The organism is Cylindrospermopsis curvispora GIHE-G1 (assembly GCF_014489415.1).
Lineage (GTDB): Bacteria > Cyanobacteriota > Cyanobacteriia > Cyanobacteriales > Nostocaceae > Raphidiopsis > Raphidiopsis curvispora_A.
This window is the reverse complement of sequence record NZ_CP060822.1, coordinates 778726-796097: the sequence shown is the minus strand read 5'-3', so window position 1 is coordinate 796097 and position 17372 is coordinate 778726. Positions and strand designations below refer to the sequence as shown.

General features: G+C 40.6%; 17 protein-coding genes. 10 read left to right on the top strand and 7 right to left on the bottom strand.

Annotated features, from left to right (window positions below; all coding sequences use genetic code 11):
* Window positions 1–35 precede the first annotated feature (35 nt).
* Window positions 36–917 (top strand): cyanophycinase, encoded by an 882-nt coding sequence (locus tag IAR63_RS03830; protein WP_057178366.1) that lies wholly within the window; start codon window positions 36–38, stop codon window positions 915–917.
* Window positions 918–1055: 138 nt separating this feature from the next.
* Window positions 1056–3710, top strand: coding sequence for a cyanophycin synthetase (gene cphA / locus IAR63_RS03825; protein WP_187707347.1), 2655 nt, complete (start codon window positions 1056–1058; stop codon window positions 3708–3710).
* Window positions 3711–3758: 48 nt separating this feature from the next.
* Here the strand turns inward: cphA and cbiE are convergent, their stop codons facing one another.
* A complete protein-coding gene (gene cbiE, locus IAR63_RS03820; RefSeq protein WP_187706643.1) occupies window positions 3759–4973 on the bottom strand; it encodes a precorrin-6y C5,15-methyltransferase (decarboxylating) subunit CbiE in 1215 nt (404 codons plus the stop codon).
* Between the two features lie 248 nt (window positions 4974–5221).
* Window positions 5222–5404: a hypothetical protein gene (locus tag IAR63_RS03815; RefSeq protein WP_187706642.1), complete on the bottom strand. Its 183-nt coding sequence runs from the start codon at window positions 5402–5404 to the stop codon at window positions 5222–5224.
* Between the two features lie 158 nt (window positions 5405–5562).
* Here IAR63_RS03815 and IAR63_RS03810 point away from each other — a divergent pair, with 158 nt between their 5' ends.
* Window positions 5563–5877 (top strand): DUF6679 family protein, encoded by a 315-nt coding sequence (locus IAR63_RS03810; protein ID WP_168729064.1) that lies wholly within the window; start codon window positions 5563–5565, stop codon window positions 5875–5877.
* Window positions 5878–5880: 3 nt separating this feature from the next.
* Here IAR63_RS03810 and IAR63_RS03805 read toward each other — a convergent pair whose 3' ends face one another.
* Together IAR63_RS03805 and IAR63_RS03800 are read right to left on the bottom strand one after the other, a co-directional pair.
* On the bottom strand, window positions 5881–7491 hold the full coding sequence (locus IAR63_RS03805) for an MBL fold metallo-hydrolase (protein ID WP_187706641.1): 1611 nt from the start codon (window positions 7489–7491) through the stop codon (window positions 5881–5883).
* 228 nt (window positions 7492–7719) lie between these two features.
* A complete protein-coding gene (locus IAR63_RS03800) occupies window positions 7720–8256 on the bottom strand; it encodes a GerMN domain-containing protein (protein WP_096545037.1) in 537 nt (178 codons plus the stop codon).
* 68 nt (window positions 8257–8324) lie between these two features.
* Between IAR63_RS03800 and rsmA the strand changes: the two genes are divergently transcribed.
* The 3 genes from rsmA to IAR63_RS03785 are packed head-to-tail and all read left to right on the top strand — an operon-like array spanning window position 8325 to window position 10475.
* The gene (rsmA, locus tag IAR63_RS03795) at window positions 8325–9170 is read left to right on the top strand and encodes a 16S rRNA (adenine(1518)-N(6)/adenine(1519)-N(6))-dimethyltransferase RsmA (protein WP_096545039.1); all 846 of its coding nucleotides are present in this window, start codon (window positions 8325–8327) and stop codon (window positions 9168–9170) included.
* 22 nt (window positions 9171–9192) lie between these two features.
* Window positions 9193–10146 (top strand): 4-(cytidine 5'-diphospho)-2-C-methyl-D-erythritol kinase, encoded by a 954-nt coding sequence (gene ispE, locus IAR63_RS03790; RefSeq protein ID WP_187706640.1) that lies wholly within the window; start codon window positions 9193–9195, stop codon window positions 10144–10146.
* 26 nt (window positions 10147–10172) lie between these two features.
* A complete protein-coding gene (locus tag IAR63_RS03785; RefSeq protein ID WP_141304026.1) occupies window positions 10173–10475 on the top strand; it encodes a DUF3082 domain-containing protein in 303 nt (100 codons plus the stop codon).
* Here IAR63_RS03785 and IAR63_RS03780 read toward each other — a convergent pair.
* Window positions 10472–11305, bottom strand: coding sequence for a response regulator (locus IAR63_RS03780; protein WP_187706639.1), 834 nt, complete (start codon window positions 11303–11305; stop codon window positions 10472–10474). The genes IAR63_RS03785 and IAR63_RS03780 overlap by 4 nt on opposite strands.
* Before the next feature lie 59 nt (window positions 11306–11364).
* Entirely contained in the window at window positions 11365–12432 is a 1068-nt protein-coding gene (locus IAR63_RS03775; RefSeq protein ID WP_187706638.1) for a PAS domain-containing sensor histidine kinase, read from the bottom strand.
* 570 nt (window positions 12433–13002) lie between these two features.
* Here IAR63_RS03775 and IAR63_RS03770 point away from each other — a divergent pair.
* Window positions 13003–13257, top strand: a complete 255-nt coding sequence (locus IAR63_RS03770; RefSeq protein ID WP_057178357.1) for a HetP family heterocyst commitment protein — start codon at window positions 13003–13005, stop codon at window positions 13255–13257.
* Window positions 13258–13290: 33 nt separating this feature from the next.
* Window positions 13291–14130 (top strand): indole-3-glycerol phosphate synthase TrpC, encoded by an 840-nt coding sequence (locus tag IAR63_RS03765; RefSeq protein ID WP_115538744.1) that lies wholly within the window; start codon window positions 13291–13293, stop codon window positions 14128–14130.
* A gap of 67 nt (window positions 14131–14197) precedes the next feature.
* Here IAR63_RS03765 and IAR63_RS03760 read toward each other — a convergent pair whose 3' ends face one another.
* On the bottom strand, window positions 14198–15670 hold the full coding sequence (locus IAR63_RS03760) for an aminotransferase class I/II-fold pyridoxal phosphate-dependent enzyme (RefSeq protein ID WP_187706637.1): 1473 nt from the start codon (window positions 15668–15670) through the stop codon (window positions 14198–14200).
* A 137-nt stretch (window positions 15671–15807) separates the two neighbouring features.
* On the opposite strand from IAR63_RS03760, the gene IAR63_RS03755 reads away from it, so the two are divergent.
* Window positions 15808–16824 (top strand): ribose-phosphate pyrophosphokinase, encoded by a 1017-nt coding sequence (locus IAR63_RS03755; RefSeq protein ID WP_187706636.1) that lies wholly within the window; start codon window positions 15808–15810, stop codon window positions 16822–16824.
* 84 nt (window positions 16825–16908) lie between these two features.
* Window positions 16909–17367, top strand: coding sequence for a CBS domain-containing protein (locus IAR63_RS03750; RefSeq protein WP_057178354.1), 459 nt, complete (start codon window positions 16909–16911; stop codon window positions 17365–17367).
* Window positions 17368–17372: the final 5 nt, after the last annotated feature.

Here is a 17372-nt window from a genome sequence, read left to right as displayed (position 1 = left end):
CGAAGGCCACTGAAGTTGTCGAACCAAGAAACACAATGCAGCAATTAAAAGCTAAAACGCTGGAAATGAGGACACCCCAAGCAACTAAAACTGCCGTTCTAGTGATCGGAGGCGCAGAGGACAAAGTTCACGGACGTGAAATTCTGAGGACTTTTGTTGCTCGTGCTGGCGCTAGCAAGGCTTATATTACAATTGTTCCATCTGCTTCAAGAGAACCGGCCATTATCGGTGGTCGTTACATTCGCTTGTTTGAAGAAATGGGTGCCCAGAAAGTGGAAATTTTGGACATTCGTGAGCGTGAACAATGTGAAAACCCTCAAATTAAAGCATCTCTAGAAAACTGTACTGGGGTATTTTTAACCGGGGGTGACCAATTGCGACTCTGTGGAGTCCTCGCGGATACACCAGCCATGGACTTAATCCGGCAACGTGTAAGAGCAGGACAATTAACTCTAGCAGGAACAAGTGCAGGAGCAGCCGTTATGGGACACCACATGATTGCTGGTGGTGGAAGCGGGGAAACGCCTAATCGTTCTTTGGTAGATATGGCAACAGGTTTGGGATTTATTCCTGAAGTGATTGTCGATCAGCACTTTCATAATCGAAACCGTATGGGAAGATTGATTAGTGCTATTGCGGCCCATCCGGACCGTCTTGGTATTGGTATTGATGAGGATACTTGTGCCGTGTTTGAAAGGGATGGGTGGTTGCAAGTGGTGGGCAAGGGTAGTGTGACCATTGTGGATCCTACTGAACTGACTCATACCAATGAGCCTCATGTTAGTGCAAATGAACCCTTGAACGTCCATAATTTACGCTTACACATTCTTAGTTATGGAGATCGGTTTCACCTCTACCAACGTACTGTTTTACCAGCAGTACATCGTCTCCCTAGTTATGGTGACAATGTGTCTTAACCCGCCAGCTATGATTTATCACCAAAAGCTCAGCCTATTCCTAAGTAAAGGGAAAAAACCGTTCACCCTGAACAGTTTACCGGTTAACTTGAGTAAGAAACTAAAATTTTGGTTCCGAATCTCCATCTACCTACACCCATGAGAATCCTCAAGATCCAGACCTTACGCGGACCAAATTATTGGAGCATTCGACGCCATAAACTAATCGTCATGCGCCTAGATTTGGAGAACTTAGCAGAAACGCCATCCAATCAGATTTCAGGCTTTTATGAAGGATTGGTGGAAGCCCTACCCAGCCTGGAAGGTCATTATTGCTCGCCAGGCTGTAGAGGTGGTTTTTTGATGCGTGTACGAGAAGGGACCATGATGGGTCATATCGTAGAACACGTAGCCCTAGAACTCCAGGAATTGGCTGGAATGCAAGTAGGCTTTGGCCGTACTCGTGAAACCGCCACCCCTGGGATTTATCAAGTTGTGATTGAATATCTCAATGAAGAAGCTGGACGCTATGCATCTCGGGCAGCAGTCAGAATATGTCAAAGTATTGTTGACAGAGGTCGCTATCCTAAAGCAGAATTGGAACAAGATATTCAAGATCTAAAAGACTGTTGGCGAGATGCTTCCCTAGGTCCTTCAACAGAGGCCATAGTTAAGGAAGCCCAAAGGCGAGGTATTCCCTGGATGCCATTGTCTGCCAGGTTTTTGATCCAGGTGGGCTATGGTGTCCATCAAAAGCGGATGCAAGCCACCATGACTGACAACACTGGCATTCTTGGGGTGGAACTGGCTTGTGACAAGGAAGCTACTAAACGCATTTTGGCTAATAGCGGAGTCCCCGTACCCAAGGGCACCGTAATCAATTTTCTGGACGATTTGGAAGAGGCCATTGACTATGTTGGCGGTTATCCCATCGTCATTAAACCCCTTGATGGTAATCATGGTCGTGGGATTACCATTGATATTAGAAATTGGGATGATGCTGAAGCTGCATATCACTCCGCTAGGCAAGTTTCTCGCTCAATTATCGTAGAACGTTATTATGTGGGGCGTGACCATCGGGTTCTAGTCGTAGATGGTAAAGTTGTAGCTGTGGCTGAACGTGTCCCCGCTCACGTGGTTGGTGATGGCAAATTAACTATTGCTGAATTAGTGGAAGAAACTAATAACGATCCTAATCGCGGCGAAGGACATGACAATGTGCTAACTAAAATTGAACTCGACCGCACTAGCTATCAATTATTAGAAAGGCAAGGTTATACCATTAATACTGTCCTTGGTAAAGGACAGATTTGTTATTTACGAGCTACAGCAAATTTGAGTACAGGTGGCATTGCTGTGGACCGTACGGATGAAATTCATCCAGAAAATATCTGGTTAGCCCAAAGGGTAGTAAAAATTATCGGTTTGGATATCGCTGGTTTGGATGTGGTAACCACGGATATTAGTCGCCCTTTGAGAGAAATGGATGGTGTAATTGTTGAAGTTAATGCCGCCCCTGGTTTTCGGATGCACGTTGCTCCCAGTGTGGGTATCCCCCGCAATGTGGCTGGTGCGGTGATGGATATGCTGTTTCCCAATGAAAAACCCAGCCGCATCCCCATCCTTAGTGTTACTGGTACTAATGGTAAAACTACTACTACTCGTCTGTTGGCTCATATTTATAAGCAGACAGGTCAAATTGTGGGTTACACTACTACTGATGGTACTTATATCGGTGATTTCTTGGTGGAAGCTGGAGACAATACTGGTCCCCAGAGCGCCCACCTCATCCTGCAAGACCCAACCGTGGAGGTGGCCGTACTGGAATCCGCCCGTGGCGGGATCCTCCGCTCCGGTTTGGGCTTCGAGTTCGCTAATGTGGGCGTGGTTTTAAATGTGGCCGCAGATCATTTAGGCATCGGTGATATTGACACTATTGAACAGTTGGCTAATCTTAAAAGTGTTGTGGCGGAAGCGGTATTTCCTGATGGGTATGCAGTATTGAATGCTGATGACTATCGGGTGGCTGCTATGGCAGAAAAAACAAAGGCTAATATTGCTTACTTCACTATGAATCCCGATTCGGAACTTGTGCAACGGCATATTCAAAAGGGAGGAGTGGCAGCAGTATATGAAAATGGTTATCTATCAATTGTCAAAGGCGATTGGACACACCGGATAGAAAAAGCTGAAAGTATACCCTTAACAATGAGTGGTAAAGCACCATTTATGATTGCCAATGCTTTAGCTGCAAGTCTAGCAGCTTTTGTACAAAATGTCACTATTGAACAAATTCGCGCTGGGTTAAGATCTTTTCGGGCTTCTGTAAGTCAAACACCAGGTAGAATGAACTTGTTTAATTTGGGTAAATACCATGCCTTAGTGGATTATGCCCATAATCCCGCTAGCTACCAGGCTTTAGGTTCTTTTGTACGCAATTGGACGAGCGGTCAGCGTATAGGAGTGGTTGGTGGGCCAGGAGACCGCCGTGATGAGGATTTTGTTACTCTAGGGAAATTAGCAGCTGAGATCTTTGACTACATCATTGTTAAGGAAGATGATGACACCAGAGGAAGACCTAGGGGATCAGGATCGGATTTGATTGTTCAAGGTATCACCCAAACTAAAGCCAATTGTCGTTATGAGTCTATCCTAGACGAGACCCAAGCCATTAATAAAGGTTTGGACATGGCTCCGGATGGTAGTTTAGTGGTAATTTTACCGGAAAGTGTTAGTAGGGCTATTCGGTTAATTAAGGTGCGCGGTGTTCAGGAAGAACCTGTGTCACAACCCGCTGTTAATACTCCCGCCTAATTTTGAGTAGAGACGCTAATTCGTCTCTACTTGTCAATTTTGTTGGTGTTAGGATTTGCGTGCTACCCATTGGGTAACCGGAGACATTGCCTTCCAACCCAAAAATTTGCCCAGGGGTTGGGCCCGTTGAATGGAAATCCGGGTAAAACTACCTCCCACCTGTTCATACCACGTAAATAATGTTTTTTCTCCCTCTAGGGTGACCACATTAGCCATTATTCTCCCCCCAGGAGATAGAGAATTCCAACATTCCTCTAGCAATCCTGGTGTGCTGATTCCTCCACCAATAAAAATGGCATCAGGGGTGGGCAGGTCCCCCAGCACCTGGGGTGCTTGACCACGAATAATTTGCAAGTTCGGTGTACCCAAAGCATTGGCATTATCCGCTATGTAGTGCGATCGCACGAGGTTTTTTTCAATAGCTACTGCTGCACATCTAATATTAGTTCGCATCCACTCTATGGCAATAGACCCACAACCCGATCCAATATCCCACAGCAATTCCCCAGGTAAAGGAGCTAAAGTTGATAGGGTGAGGGATCTGACTTCTCGTTTAGTTAACTGTCCATCATGATGAAAAGCATCATCAGGCAAACCAGGTAGTCTAGATAACCCATATATTCCCATCTGGGCAATACATTCTACGGCCATGGTGTTTAAATCGGCAATTTCTGTCTCTTGCCAACTTTGGGCTAAACCGGTTAAAATCCTCTCGTTTACACCACCCATCTTTTCCAAAACCGTAATTTTACTGCCACCATAACCCCGGGTAGTTAAAATATTAGCCACTATTGCTGGTGTGTGTTTACCCTCACTTAAAATCAGCAGTTTGGCATTAGGGTAAATATAAGATGTCAGTAAGGAAACTGGACGACCACATACACTTATGGTTTCCACCTCTGAGTAGTTCCAGCCTAATCGAGAACACGCTAAACTAAAAGCTGAGTTTGTGGGAATAATAGTGATTTCTTCCTTAGGAATATACCTAATTAAACTGGCTCCCACTCCATAACACATAGGGTCTCCACTAGATAAAACACATACTAACTTATTCTGATTTCTATATTGTATAACCTGTTGAATAGAATTACCAAAGGGAGAGTTCCAGGAAATTTTTTTCCTCCCATCATCCGGAGGTAACATAGCTAAATGACGCTCCCCACCTACAAAGATCTCAGCTTGATCAACAAATAAAATAGCCGTCTTACTTAATCCAGCAATTCCGTCTTCACCTATGCCTATTATTGATAACCACTTGTGCATGTTTGGGAGAGAAAATAAAAGTAACAGAGAGTAATAACATACCCAGATATCCACCATAAAAGAATTATAGCTTTAGCCATAACACCATAGACCGGGGGATAAAAGTGATTGCTGGATAGGCGCTAACTATTTATTTATGAGATTATGAGATTGTTGCTGAAAATGAGTTAAGATCAAATACATTAGGGTGAAAAGTACAACCCATTCCCCAGACTTCCTAGAAATGCCAATGACTACAAGTAGGCAACCTAAACAACCGCAATCAACACTAGCTTTTGAGTGTTATCTGTTACATGATGATAGTAAGGAATCATCACCACACATTCACCTGGTGGGGAGAAAACCAAAAGATGTTGAAATTCTATGAGGTAAATCCTATCCAACAGAGTCCCTAAATCACCTACAGTCAAGTAAACTATTACTGATGGCATCTAACTTTACCTCTATTGTCTAACAATAGCTAGTTATCACTAAGTTGGGTATAAACAGATGATAGTTAACAAAACTTGATATTGATTCCCTGGGACTTGGGTCCATGCTCCAATTTTCACAAGTTTAACTACGTAGTTTAAAAAGGCAGAAGTACTACATGCTACACCGCAAGATTTATCAACTGTGTTGCGATGGGCGGGAGGTATGTGTTTTTTTGCGGGATCAGCAACGCTGGATAGAGCGGGCCCGCATTATTGATATAGAGGGTGATCTCGTGACTCTACGTTATGAAACCGACGAAGAGGACGAAGTCTGTTCCTGGGAAGAAATGGTTCGCTTGGAGAGTATTGGCTCTGTAACTCAGAAGTTAGCTTCTGTACCACGCGGAAATGTGGATCCCTTGATGACAGACGACTGTCCCGAGTCTGAACGTATCCATAACCGATTTACAGATCTCAATCCTGATTCCTAGTCCCTAGGACTCATTCTCAGATAAGCGCTCGAAAGCTGGACAGTATCCTTCAAGAGTAACTTTAAAGTTATATAATGGGGCAGCGGCATTCCAACACCGTTGCCCTCTTTGGTGTCTACAAGTTCCACAGCATTCAATTTCAGACCAGTTATAGTAGTATTTATTTTTGACGCTGTCTAAGCTGTTCCTGTTTAGTAAATCTCTTTGGGATAAACCTTTTAGAATTAAATCTTCTCCCTGCCAACGGGCTTCTACTAAGCCAGTATCAGCAAAATCCTGCCAACGTGGATCATCTCTAATTTCTCTGGGCAAGATAATGGTAATAATTGTTTGTAGTTCAGTTAATTCACCCTGATAATTGGCTTCTGGGACTGGGGATTGTATTGGTGTTTCTCCAATTGGCAATTCAACTAAGGTTCCCCCAGGGGGTGAGTGTACGTGATAACGATTTTGTAGTTCTTCTAGGGTTGTTAGGTCAGCTAAGTAAGTGGGATCACCATGAATAAATACTACGTGCTGGGGACGTAAGTTATGAATTAATTGGGTTGTTCCCGGTCCATCACTATGCTGAGCTAAAAGGTATGTTTCTGTTTGAACCAGGGGGTTTTCTAGATCACTGCCAATCTTTTCTGGGAATAGAACCACCCAGGAAGCACCATCCCCATGGTTAATATATTTATTTAAATCCGATTTATCATCCGTTAGGACAATGCAGGGTGAACTTCCCAGGGTTTGTAAATCCTCAACCTTAAGTCGTCGCACCCGAGGACGCACTCGCTCATCCCAAAATAAGGGTTGGTGACGAGCAAAATTCTGTACTGATGCAGGTAAATGGGATAAAAGCTCCAAATAAGCATCACAGCCAGTTCCTACTTCACCATCAACCCAAATATCTATGTCCTGTCCAGTGAAATAATGGTGGGAGCGTAACAACATCAACAATTCCTGACCTAACCCCAGCGCTGGTGTAGGTAGCAGTACAGAGTACTTATCTATGATGGCCCGATTGATTCTTTCTGCGATTTGATTTTCCTGATGACGACGATGGGGGTGGCGAGATGTTCCGTAACTACCCTCAATTAACAGCACATCCAAATTTAAACCCCTGAGCTCTTCTAATCTTAGACCATCTACCAACCGGGAGTTAGAAAGGAAAAAATCCCCTGTGTAGAGCAGTTTGTAGTCTCTTTCCGGACCTTGGTAGGTGAGTAAAATTGCCACAGCACCAGGAAGATGACCAGCAGGGAATAATTCCACCACTAGATTTTCCTGTACTTCAATAGGCGATCGCAAAGGGAGTGCTTGACAAAAGGTGAGAGTTTCTGCTGCTTCTAGTTCGGTCCAATTTAAGGGTAACAACTTACTAGTTACTTCACTAGTGTAAATAGGCAACAGAGGGAACGCACGATTTAGTGATAGCAGTCCCCGGCAGTGATCTGGGTGTGCATGGCTAATCAAGACCAAATCTGCTGGTGAGTTTTCCTTATTGATGGAAGAAATATCAGCCGTACCGCAATCTAAGAGAATGCGGTGGGGGCCCATTCTAACTATGACACACACCCCTTCATCCTCGTGCTGAACACTATAGAGTAAACATTCTAATTCGTTGGTCACTACACTCAAAAGGGGAGGATGAGGTTAATGTGCAGAACCGTTGCCATGATAATTTTCCGAATCATAGAATCCATTTTGAGTGCCAAAAAATAGGCAAGCCACGGTGAATATAAAAGTTAGTATTACCAGAATCAACTTGACATCCATTATGTTACCCTACTTTAACCTACACAACTTATGCTGGCATTATATTAACCCATATTATCGCAAAACTGGGTTTAGAACTCCTTAAAAAATAATTTCTTTACCTCCCTGGGTAAAACGGACATCTTTAATGTTCCACTCTGGTTTACTGGTTAGGGTTTTGCGAATACTGCCAAAGAGGGCAAACTGTTCACAACTGGAAAGGGAAGCAATTTGACGACTAGAGTCTGGAGCTACTCGCAGATCAATTGTCGCTATCCCATTAGAGATATCTAAACGATAGCTAACTATGCTAAAATCAGCACTATTTTGCTGCTCCAGGATTTTGCCTATGCTTTGGTCAAGGATCTGGTCTGGTGATAACCTGACCACCTGGGGAATATAATCTTGACATTGGGCATCACTCGTGTATAGAGTAACCGGGATATTTTTATCAGTGTTACTAAGGGACTGAGAACTGGTATCTGGAGACGGTGGAGGGGAAAAGGGTTGAGAGGTGGGGGAAGGTTTGGCAGGGTCTGGCAAATTTCTGGGAGTACAACTGCTGACCGTGCCCACTACAATTAATAATATGGGTAATGGCAGTACAGTTAAAATATCACTTGATAAACTGAGCTTCATAGTAGTGATGACCCTTATTAATTCTTAATTAAACAACAAATGCGTTTGTAAGTAATGGTAATTGATCCATGGTAAGACCACAAAAACAGTTTGCTCAACATTGGTTAAGAAGTGAAAAAGCACTAAACTCCATTGTTAAAGCTGCTGAATGTCAAGTAAATGATAGGATTTTAGAAATTGGTCCGGGAACCGGAATTCTCACTAAGCGGTTGCTACCCTTAGTTGATTCCTTGCTAGCAGTAGAAATTGATCGAGACCTGTGTGAAGTACTGGCCAAAAAACTGGGTGCAAGAGAAAACTTTTTACTTCTCCAGGGTGATTTTCTCACTCTTGGTATAGCATCCCAAGTGACCGCCTTTCCTAAATTCCAAAGACAAAATAAAGTGGTTGCCAATATTCCCTACAATATTACAGGTCCAATTATCGAAAAACTTTTGGGTACTATTGCTGATCCTAATCCCCAACCCTTCGATTCCATTGTATTACTTATCCAAAAGGAGGTGGCACAAAGATTATATGCTAAACCCGGTTCTAGAAATTTTGGAGCCCTATCTGTGAGAGTACAGTATTTGGCAGACTGTGAGTTCATCTGTACAGTCCCCGCTAGTGCATTTTATCCACCGCCAAAAGTAGATTCTGCGGTAGTGCGTTTATTGCCCAGAAATATGGAAATAGGGGCTAATGATCCTAAACTTTTAGAAAATATGGTTAAACTGGGGTTCGGGTGTAAACGAAAAATGCTCAGAAATAATTTGCAATCAGTAATTGACCGTGAGTCCCTGACTAAATTACTGGAGGAATTAAACATTAATCCTCATGTTCGGGCGGAGGAAATCAGTGTATCTCAATGGGTATCACTGGTAAATTCTCTGAACACAACTTCTTTGATGTCTGTTCATACTCAACCCAAATAAAATACTATTAAATAGTACTAATATGCGTCACTACAGTTTAAATGCACCTGCAAAAATCAACTTATACCTAGAAATCATTGGTGCCCGTGCTGATGGCTATCATGAGTTAGCAATGATTTTACAAAGCATTAATTTAGCAGACCAAATAGATTTACACGCAGCAAATACACAAACAATTAGAGTTTTTTGTGATCACCCCCAAGTACCTACAGATGAAAGTAATTTAGCACACCGGGCAGCAGTGCTGATGGCCAGTAATTTTCCTACTGCTTTTAGTAACTTTGGTGGAGTTGATATTACAGTGAAAAAAAGGATTCCCGTAGCTGCAGGTTTAGCTGGGGGTTCCACAAATGCAGCAGCGGTGTTAGTAGGCATAGACTTACTGTGGGGTTTAGGATTAACTCAATCTCAATTGGAAGAATTAGGGGCAAAACTGGGTTCAGACGTACCTTTTTGTATTGGTGGAGGAACAGCAATTGCTACTGGAAGGGGTGAGCAACTTTCTCCCCTTCCCAGTTTAAATAACATGTATTTAGTCTTAGCCAAATATAAAAGTTTAGCTGTGTCTACCCCTTGGGCCTATCAAACCTATCGTGAGCAATTTGGTGCCGAGTATATAAAAAACCATCAAGACTTTACCCAGCGTACCAAAGCAGTTCATGCAGCAGAAATTGTCCAAGCCATTGCAGTTCAGGACGTAGAGGTAATCAGTCATAAACTGCACAATGATTTAGAAAAGGTTGTCTTACCAGCTTATCCCCAGGTTCTACAACTACGGGAACTATTTGCCAAACAACCAGAGGTTTTAGGAACAATGATGTCAGGCTCAGGACCTTCAGTATTTGCTATTGTAGAATCAAAACAGGATGCTGAAACAGTTAAAGAAAAAATCACAGTAGCTATTAATGATAGTGATTTAGAATTGTTTGTAACCCAAACAATTGGTCATGGCATCCAATTAGAAACCAGACATTAAAATTAGTTTAGAAAAAGGAGAGAACTATGAAAGAACCTTTAAAATCGGCACAGGATACGACCGCCCCACCAACACCATTAAGATGTATAACTGGAGCAACAATTTCCGGGGGACTGGCTTTTGCCATGTATTCCCTAATGATTGCTATAGCCACTACCTTTGCTAGTAAACCGATTCATTCCGATAACCAAATAGTTATTAATATTGCCTCCGCAGTTCGTACCTTAGTAGTAGGCGTGGTAGCTTTGGGAATGGGAATTTTTAGCATAGTGGCCATAGGTTTATTGGCTTTAGCTATCCAGTTATTAATCCAAGGAAAAAATAGTTAAAGGTTGGGTAAATTGGTGGATCTTATGCCTTTTTGGGTACAAACATGAGACAATTGGTGTTGTTTTCTCCACATCTTTGGTGATAGACCTTGATACTGACTAAACTGCCTAGAAAAATGACAACAATTTTGATAGCCAATTTTCGTGGCAATCTCTTCAATTGTTAAACCAGTGTTTTTTAATAAAAAGCAGGCTTGGGTTATTCTACGTTTGACTATCCAGCTATTGACACTATTTCCTGTCTGTTGAGATACTTGGTTGGTTAAATAAGCTGAGGAGTAACCTACAGCTTGTGCAACATCAGATAAAGTAATGCCTAAATGGTAATAATTTTCAATATAGTCAAAAACCTTTTTAAAATGGGGAATATTAGGAAATACTAAAGGTGGATTGTTTGGTTTGGGTGTTATGGGGGAGTTGTTATTGATATACCAAGATTTCACGAGAGACTGTTTTTCTAATCTGATATGGATGGCTTTTAGCAGTTCGTTAATTGTGATGGGTCTGGTCAAATAATCATCAGCACCTAATTCCATGGCCTTTCTCACAGCTGCTTTGGAATTATTGGCGGAAAGAAAAATAAATGGCATGATTGCTAACTGGGAATTTTGACGCAATTCAGTTAAAATGGTATAACCATCCATATCTGGCATAATCAACTCGCAAATAACTATGTCAGGTAGGTTTTCCATTGCCTTGTGAAGACCAAGGCCACCGGTTTCTGCTGCTATGATGGCAAAACCTTCAGCTTTCAGAGATTCCAATAAAAGATTTTGCATTAAATAGTCATCTTCAATTAGCAGAATTTTTTTTGATGCTTCAGCTGTCATTTTCAACGAATATAATTTTTTAAAAACTTGTGACTGTCAATAGACTGTTAAGAATTGAATTATCTTGGCAAGGATGGTAAAACAATAGTAAATGTGGTACCTATACCCAATTCACTAGTTATTATGATTTGACCCTCACATAGATCCACCAGAGTCTTAACAATTGATAAACCAAGTCCAGTACCAGAAGTTTGACCAACATTATGACCTCGATAGAATTTTTCAAATAGTCTATCTTGATCCACCTGGGCAATGCCAATACCTTGATCTTTAACTTTCAAAATGATTTGCTTATCTTCATGTTCAATTAAAAGATGCACAATAGTCCTATCAGATGAATATTTAATGGCATTATCTAGTAAGTTAGTCAAAATTGCTTCTATTAGGTGGGGATCTATCCATACTTGTCTACAATCTCCTAGATAATCGAACTGAATTGACCTGCCATTTTTAATTAGGGTCATTTTTTTGACCAAATTCTGACAAAAATCTATCAAATTTACCTGGATCGTTGAGATAATTGCTTGGGAATATTTGGTCTTACTTAAAAATAAAATGTCATCTAATATGTGATCAATTTGTTTTACTGCTGTTTCAATATGTCTAACAAGCGACAACATTTTTTCTTCTTCCCATTGATGAATATTTCGTTTAAGTAGACTGTTGGAAAAGGAAATAATATTGAGCGGTGTACGAAATTCATGGCAGAGTATGGGCACTAACTCTTGTGTATTTTCTTTGATGACTCCATAACAAAATTCACTTTCTTGTAATTGAATATAGGCAAAATCTATTGTTGCTACAAATGTTCTCCCCCCCTTAGTGCGATAGCGAGATTTCCAAGACAGACCTTCCACATTTTTGAGATTTTCCCATTTTTGCAACCATTGATTCAGGGAAAAATCTATGTCCAAATTACTCAGATTCATAGATAGTAACTCTTGGTGCGAATATTCAGTAATAATGCACATAGACTTATTTATGTAAATAAATTCTCCATCTTTTCTAATACAAAAGGCAGCATCTATGATTTGATTAATCAAAAAATCGGCAAGTTTATCCTCCATCGAAGGATAGTTTAATTGATAATTGATTGTTTCTAGCACGGAATCCCGACAATTCATCATCTTTATTTACTCCTGAGTGTTTGTAGCGTACAAAAGGATATAGACCAGACTGCCATAGTTAATTTACATATGCTTGTATAAATTTAACTACCCGCAAATACTGAATTTTCCCATCAATTCTGTACCAAGCGTTCTTAGCCATCTATTCATTGTTTGTCATTACCAACTAAGATGGGAAATACCTTATGTATAGACCTCATCAACTTCAATCCTAGGAATTTTTTGTAATCTCCCACCAAGGGGATTCAACTATATCTCCAGAAGGTAAATCATCCTACTTTTGACATAACCATTAGAACAGCTTGGTGATCATCCGTCATCTAACTAAAGAAGTATTAGTTGTAAAGATTGTGAGTGTTTGAGAATACAATTATTGATTAATGACAGGTACATCGTCAAGGTAACAACGAAAAAATAGACAAGTCTATCTAAAAATAGTTCATTTATTTCTCAGTTAAATTGAGTATCCTGAAGACATTGATCAATGGGATAATAGATGAAATAAACCTGATGGCGTGTTAAATCATCTCTTCGACCATAGATTGATGTCAGAAATTAGGAGTGCATACTATGAAAGGACAGTTAGATGATTATAATAGGCAGATTAATAAGAAAATCAATACGGATCAAATAGAGCAAATAATCAAGGCAATTATAGCTGGTAAATATTCTTGGGCTTGTGTTTTGCTGCTGAGATTTTCGGGACTTAACCCCATTGACTACATACCATACCGCACTTATATCAGATTGCTGAAAAATAACTATTTACTAGGTGGCTCTGGGCAAAATCAACCAAGCAAAAAAGAAGTGGAAATAATGTGTTAATTCATTCTACCTATGATCATGCTACAGAACACAATGGAACCTATAATCAGAGAAATTATATGGCACAAAAAACTAGAGATTACCCAAATTCAACAGGAAATGTCTCTTGCTTCTCTCCAACGTCAATTAACTGCTGCTCCTAGTGTGAGAGATTTTTTCACTGCTTTGCAACAAAACATTTACAAACCCAGTTTAATTGCAGAAGTGAAAAGGATATTTTCATCCGAGAATATACTTTCATCTGATTTTGATGCTTTGTCTATTGCTAAATCCTATGAACGAACTGGGGCAGCTTGTATATCTGTTGTGACAGATCAGAAATTCTTTCATGGTGGGTTTGATCAGCTACGCATTGTTCGACATAAAGTCACTTTACCTATTCTATGTAAAGATTTTGTTCTGGATCCATGTCAAATTTACTTAGCACGAGCAGCGGGAGCAGATGCAATCTTATTAATTGCCGCCATTCTCACGGATCAGCAAATTAATAACCTTTTACGGGTAATTCATTATTTAGGAATGAATGCTGTGGTCGAAGTTCATAATTTGATGGAGTTAGACCGTGTTATTAGGTTAGAGGATGTGCGTATTATTGCCATTAATAATCGCAGTTTGGAGGATTTAACTGTTAATATCAACACTACTCTGGAGTTAATGGCTGCCAGAAAATCACACCTACATAATTTGGGGATTTTGGTGGTAAGTGAGTCAGGAATTGAGACGTCTCAAGATTTATCCTTGATGGCTAATGTTGGTGTTAGTGGGGTATTAATAGGAGATTGTTTACTGCGAGAAGAAAATTTAGAGGACGCAGTGAAAGAGTTGTTAAAATCCCAAATTTATGGTTTTGGTGGTCCCAGTTATAAAAGTTAGTTTGATTAAGCCAGCTCCTAAACTTACATAAGAGGTGAAGGAGCTTTTTTGCTTAGGGTTTGCCATACTATTTGACAACTTTGAGGGTATGGCAACTTGTATCCAGACAACCTGTAATCATTCCTCCTAAATCCTGCACCTGTTGTAAATAGTCTAGGGCTGATTTTGTAATTCTTTCCCCTGGCATTAATATTGGTATTCCTGGAGGATATGGACAAATGTTTTCTGCACAAATTCTATCCACTGTTTTTTCTAAAGGTAGAATTTCACTTGTGGCAAAAAAAGCCTCACGGGGAGAAATACACAACCTATTATCTGGCTGATAATTAAATATTATCTTGGAGATTATGGTAGAGGTTCTCATCCCATATTTTCTACACCTGGGTATATCATTGATTTTTTTAAAAACTTTTACCAAGGCATTAATATCTGATTCACTATTTCCTAAACTAATAATAAATGTGACCTTCTCAAAGGAAGAAACCTCTGGTACAATACCCATTTCAATTAGGAAATTTTCTGCGGCAAAACCTGTGATGCCTAATTCTTTTACATTCACGGTTAATCGAGTTTTATCCAGATCAAAAAAGCCTGGCTGCCTAATTTTTGGCAATTCTAAAACTGATAAACCAGGAATTTCCTGAATTTTATTTCTAGCTATATTTGCTAGTTCTAGGGTTTGCTGCATCAACTTTTGACCATCTATAGCCATTTGCTGACGTGCTGCATCAAGAGAAGCTAAAAGTATAAAACTCGGACTAGTGGATTGTACTAATTGTAGAGCTTGATTTAATCTATCAATGTTAATTCTATTTCCCTGAATATGTAACATTGATGTTTGGGTCATAGCTCCCAGGGTCTTATGAATAGATTGTATGGTTAAATCCGCACCTGCGGTTAAGGCGGATATGGGTAAATGATCATGAAAACTAAGATGGGCACCGTGAGCTTCATCAACTATTAAAGGAATATTATATTCATGAGTAACTTGACAGATGGCCTTTAAATTGCCACAAACTCCATCATAGGTTGGATAAACTACTAATACAGCCTTAACCTGGGGATTTTGAGCTAAAGCTACCTGTAAGTCTTTAGGTGTAATACTACAAGTGATATCCACATCCTGATCATACTGGGGATTGATAAAAATGGGAATAGCACCAGCTATAATCAGTCCAGAAACCACAGATGAATGTATATTTCTGGGTAAAAGGATATGCTGATTTGGTCCACAAACGGTCATAATTGCTGCTATAATACCACAACTAGAGCCATTGACTAAAAACCAAGTTCTTTGAGCACCAAAGGCCATGGCAGCTAACTCTTGTGCTGCTAAAATTGCACTTTCAGGTGCGAATAAATTATCTAATTCTGATAGTTCGGTTAAATCGGCTCTAAATACGTCTTTACCAAGCAAATCGGTTAAAATGGGTGAAACTCCTGCACCCCGTTTATGTCCAGGAGTATAAAAGGGGGTATGGTTTTTGGATATGGAGGATTTTAAGGCATCAATTAGGGGAGTTTGGCTTTGGTTCAACATCGAAGATCTCTCTCAAGTTAAAAAATCAACAAATCGTCAATCTAATCTGGGAAAATAGTGTTAATTTATATGGAGGTATTCCCGATTTTTCTGCATTTGTTCATGAAATCTGCTACATCTTTGATGATAATATCGCCATGAATGCGCATCTAGGATCTGCTGTGCTAAATTCTGCAAGTTTAACCATGCACCCAGTCGCCACGGGAGTGACTGACAATCAACGTCTGCGATTATTTTCTGGATCGTCCAATATCCAATTAGCTCAAGAAGTCGCACGCTACTTGGGCCTGGACTTGGGCCCCATGATCCGCAAAAGATTTGCGGATGGTGAGTTGTATATTCAAATTCAAGAGTCTATTCGCGGTTGTGATGTTTATTTAATTCAACCAACTTGTAAGCCAGTTAATGACCATTTAATGGAATTACTAATCATGATTGATGCCTGTCGTCGTGCTTCTGCTAGACAGATTACGGCAGTAGTTCCTTATTATGGTTACGCCCGTGCGGATCGAAAAACCGCCGGGAGAGAGTCTATTACTGCTAAATTGGTTGCTAACCTAATTACCCAAGCAGGGGCTAATCGAGTCCTAGCTATGGATCTACATGCGGCACAAATCCAGGGGTACTTTGATATACCCTTTGATCATGTTTATGGTTCGCCAGTCTTACTGGAGTACCTACAGAATAAAGCACTACAAGATATTGTTGTGGTTTCTCCTGATGTGGGTGGGGTAGCTCGAGCTAGAGCATTTGCTAAAAAACTCAATGATGCTCCCCTGGCAATAATTGATAAACGTCGTCAGGCTCATAATGTAGCTGAAGTTCTGAATGTGATTGGGGATGTGAAGGGCAAAACGGCTGTTTTAGTCGATGATATGATTGATACGGGAGGTACCATTACTCAGGGAGCAAAGTTACTCCGAGAAGAAGGTGCCAGTCAAGTATATGCTTGTGCTACCCATGCAGTATTTTCGCCACCAGCTATTGAACGTCTTTCCACTGGACTGTTTGAGGAGGTGATAGTTACTAATACAATTCCCATTTCTCCAGCGGATCAATTCCCCCAATTAGTAGTGCTTTCAGTTGCTAATTTGCTTGGGGAGGCCATTTGGCGTATTCATGAGGATACTTCTCTGAGTAGTTTATTCCGTTAACTGAGATAGTTGCTAGTAGTATTATCTAAATAGTAAGTTAGTAGCTTGACTTTCCCGTTTCTATAGTAAGGTATAGGTAGAACCATGTCTAAAACTGTTGCCCAGGTGATGACCCATAATCCGATTATGGTTAATCCTCAAACTCCTTTAAAACAGGCAATCCAAATCTTGGCTGAGAAGCAAATTAGCGGGTTGCCTGTGGTTGATGATATGGGTAAGTTGGTCGGGATTATCTCAGAAACGGATCTAATGTGGCAAGAAACAGGAATTACTCCTCCTGCATACATTATGTTTTTGGATAGTGTGATTTACTTACAAAACCCTGCTACTTACGAACGGGATTTACACAAAGCTCTGGGACAAACTGTGGGGGAAGTGATGAGTAACAATCCGATCACTATTAGTCCTGATCAGTCTTTGAAAACAGCAGCAAAAATTATCCAGGACCACAAGGTTCGTCGTCTCCCCGTGGTTGATGATGCTGGTACTGTAATTGGTATTCTGACCCGTGGTGATATTATTCGCACTATGGCATGCGATTGATTGTT

Bases quoted from the DNA above. Each gene is read 5' to 3' on its own strand.
- IAR63_RS03830 (WP_057178366.1), top strand. From the start codon at position 36: ATGCAGCAATTAAAAGCTAAAACGCTGGAAATGAGGACACCCCAAGCA.
- cphA (WP_187707347.1), top strand. From the start codon at position 1,056: ATGAGAATCCTCAAGATCCAGACCTTACGCGGACCAAATTATTGGAGC.
- cbiE (WP_187706643.1), bottom strand. From the start codon at position 4,973: ATGCACAAGTGGTTATCAATAATAGGCATAGGTGAAGACGGAATTGCT.
- IAR63_RS03815 (WP_187706642.1), bottom strand. From the start codon at position 5,404: ATGCCATCAGTAATAGTTTACTTGACTGTAGGTGATTTAGGGACTCTG.
- IAR63_RS03810 (WP_168729064.1), top strand. From the start codon at position 5,563: ATGCTACACCGCAAGATTTATCAACTGTGTTGCGATGGGCGGGAGGTA.
- IAR63_RS03800 (WP_096545037.1), bottom strand. From the start codon at position 8,256: ATGAAGCTCAGTTTATCAAGTGATATTTTAACTGTACTGCCATTACCC.
- rsmA (WP_096545039.1), top strand. From the start codon at position 8,325: ATGGTAAGACCACAAAAACAGTTTGCTCAACATTGGTTAAGAAGTGAA.
- ispE (WP_187706640.1), top strand. From the start codon at position 9,193: ATGCGTCACTACAGTTTAAATGCACCTGCAAAAATCAACTTATACCTA.
- IAR63_RS03785 (WP_141304026.1), top strand. From the start codon at position 10,173: ATGAAAGAACCTTTAAAATCGGCACAGGATACGACCGCCCCACCAACA.
- IAR63_RS03780 (WP_187706639.1), bottom strand. From the start codon at position 11,305: ATGACAGCTGAAGCATCAAAAAAAATTCTGCTAATTGAAGATGACTAT.
- IAR63_RS03775 (WP_187706638.1), bottom strand. From the start codon at position 12,432: ATGATGAATTGTCGGGATTCCGTGCTAGAAACAATCAATTATCAATTA.
- IAR63_RS03770 (WP_057178357.1), top strand. From the start codon at position 13,003: ATGAAAGGACAGTTAGATGATTATAATAGGCAGATTAATAAGAAAATC.
- IAR63_RS03765 (WP_115538744.1), top strand. From the start codon at position 13,291: ATGGAACCTATAATCAGAGAAATTATATGGCACAAAAAACTAGAGATT.
- IAR63_RS03760 (WP_187706637.1), bottom strand. From the start codon at position 15,670: ATGTTGAACCAAAGCCAAACTCCCCTAATTGATGCCTTAAAATCCTCC.
- IAR63_RS03755 (WP_187706636.1), top strand. From the start codon at position 15,808: ATGAATGCGCATCTAGGATCTGCTGTGCTAAATTCTGCAAGTTTAACC.
- IAR63_RS03750 (WP_057178354.1), top strand. From the start codon at position 16,909: ATGTCTAAAACTGTTGCCCAGGTGATGACCCATAATCCGATTATGGTT.